This window comes from Streptomyces oryzae (assembly GCF_017676365.1).
GTDB classification, from domain to species: Bacteria; Actinomycetota; Actinomycetes; order Streptomycetales; family Streptomycetaceae; genus Streptomyces; species Streptomyces oryzae.
Genome location: NZ_JADKMA010000379.1, coordinates 1 through 2,184 on the forward strand (window position 1 = coordinate 1; position 2,184 = coordinate 2,184).

Genomic DNA, 2,184 nt, shown 5'->3' on the forward strand with positions numbered 1-2,184 from the left:
CCTTCCCGACCCTTCCCCGACACCTCTCCGACTCTCTTCAGGACCTTGAACCTAAGGACTCCGTCATGACCACCACCGATACGCCCACACCCACACCCACACCCACACCCACCCATCCGCATCCCCACACCACACCCGGCTCCACCACCGGGCACCATCTGTCCCTGGCCGAGACGGTGATCGCCCACAACTACCGTCCCCTTCCCGTGGTGCTGGCCTCCGGCGAGGGCGCGTGGGTCAGCGATGTCGAAGGCCGCCGCTACCTGGACTGCCTCGCGGGATACTCGGCTCTCAACTTCGGCCACGGCCACCCCGGGCTGCTGGCCGCAGCGCGCGAGCAGTTGGCACGCCTCACCCTGACCAGCCGGGCGTTCCACAACGACCGACTCGGCCCCTTCTGCCGGGACCTGGCCGACCTCGCGGGCATGGACACGGTCCTGCCCATGAACACTGGCGCCGAGGCCGTCGAAACCGCTGTCAAGGTCGCCCGCAAATGGGGCGGCGAACGCAAGGGCGTCGCCCCGGACCGCGCCACCATCATCGTCGCCGACGGCAACTTCCACGGACGCACCACCACCATCGTCAGCTTCTCCTCCGACCCCGTCGCCCGCGACGGGTTCGGCCCCTTCACGCCCGGCTTCCGCACGGTCCCCTACGGCGACTCCGCAGCCCTGGAAAGCGCTGTCGACGAGACCACCGTGGCCGTGCTGCTCGAACCCATTCAGGGCGAAGCCGGGGTACTCATCCCCCCGCCGGGCTACCTCCAGCGGGTCCGGGACATATGCAGCCGCGAGAACGTGCTCTTCATCGCCGACGAGATCCAGTCGGGACTGGGCCGCACCGGCGCCACGTTCGCCTGCGAAGCGGAGGATGTCGTCCCCGACATCTATGTGCTCGGCAAGGCTCTCGGCGGCGGAATCGTGCCCGTCTCCGCCGTGGTCTCCCGGGAAGACGTCCTCAGTGTGATCCGCCCCGGCAGCCACGGCTCCACCTTCGGGGGCAACCCGTTGGCCGCCGCGGTCGGGCACGCCGTCGTCGAACTGCTGCGCAGCGGCGAGTACCAGGCGCGAGCGGCCGAGCTGGGCAAGCAACTGCGCGAACGGCTCGAAGCCCTGATCGGACACGGCGTCGTTGCCGTCCGGTCCCGCGGCCTGTGGGCCGGAATCGACATCGACCCCGCCCGGATGACCGGGCGGCAGGCCTGCGAAGGACTTCTGGCCCGGTCGGTCCTCGCCAAGGACACCCACGGCTCCACCATCCGGCTCGCCCCACCCCTCACCGTCGACTCCGGCGAACTCGACTGGATGTGCGAGCAGTTGGCCGCGGTGCTGACCGGATCCCGAAGCCAGGGCCGGTGACCTGGGCCCGGCTTCATGGGGCGTCGGCTTGAGCGGGACCTCAGCGCTGGTAGCGGCCGACGATGTTGCCGCTTGCCAGGGCCGCGCCGTCCACCGCGCGGTGCACGTCCTCCGCCGAGGCGTTGTCGGGGACCTGAACGGGGTCGGGCAGCGCGTACAGCCGGAAGAAGTACCGGTGCGCCTCGTCCCCCGCGGGCGGCAGCGGGCCGCCCCAGCCGCTCCCGCCGAAGCCGTTCGTGAGGGGCGTGCCGCCCAGCGGTGTCTCGCCGGGCTCCACCGACCGCGCGTCCGGGTCGATCCCGGTGACCAGCCAGTGCACGAAGGTGCCCGAGGGTGCGTCCGGGTCCTCGCAGAGCAACAGCAGCTCAGCGGTGCCGCCCGGGACGCCGGACCACTCGAGGGGAGGGGAGACGTCGTCACCGTCGCGGGTGTAGCGGCGCGGGATGATCGCGTTGTCGTTGAACGCGGTGCTGATGAGTTCGATGCCTGCCATGCGGGGAGGGGTAACCGCGGTACGGCTCTGGCTATCGCCCTGTGGGCCAGGTAGCCGACCAAGAACCACCGGCCGGTGGCCCCGGCCCTCGGCCCCGGCCGGATCGTCCGGAACGTGTTCGGGGCGCGCCCGGTACGTGTCCGGAACGTGTGGCCCGGACAGTCGGCGCGACCAGGCGGCCACCGGGTGCGCTGCCCGGGAAACCGCTGTGCCCTGGAGAATCGTCCAGGGTGCTGGTCAGCGACATCACCATGGCCGCAGGGCCTCGGGTCCCGTGTTCGGTCAACTGAGCCGTTGACGCGGGCGGGTGTCGGCGTCGGCGGGGGCCGGGAC

At 71.1% G+C, this 2,184-nt stretch carries 2 protein-coding genes; one reads left to right on the forward strand and one right to left on the reverse strand.

Annotated features, from left to right (window positions below):
- Positions 1 to 65: 65 nt before the first annotated feature.
- Positions 66 to 1,358 carry an ornithine--oxo-acid transaminase gene (gene rocD, locus ITI46_RS34245; protein WP_209243926.1) on the forward strand — a complete coding sequence of 431 codons (1,293 nt, stop codon included), beginning with the start codon at positions 66 to 68 and terminating at the stop codon, positions 1,356 to 1,358.
- A 40-nt stretch (positions 1,359 to 1,398) separates the two neighbouring features.
- Here the strand turns inward: rocD and ITI46_RS34250 are convergent, their stop codons facing one another.
- Positions 1,399 to 1,851 (reverse strand): YbhB/YbcL family Raf kinase inhibitor-like protein, encoded by a 453-nt coding sequence (locus ITI46_RS34250; protein WP_209243928.1) that lies wholly within the window; start codon positions 1,849 to 1,851, stop codon positions 1,399 to 1,401.
- Positions 1,852 to 2,184: the final 333 nt, after the last annotated feature.

What these genes read in the sequence shown, in the direction of transcription:
- rocD (WP_209243926.1), top strand. Translation starts at nt 66, where the DNA reads ATGACCACCACCGATACGCCCACACCCACACCCACACCCACACCCACC.
- ITI46_RS34250 (WP_209243928.1), bottom strand. Translation starts at nt 1,851, where the DNA reads ATGGCAGGCATCGAACTCATCAGCACCGCGTTCAACGACAACGCGATC.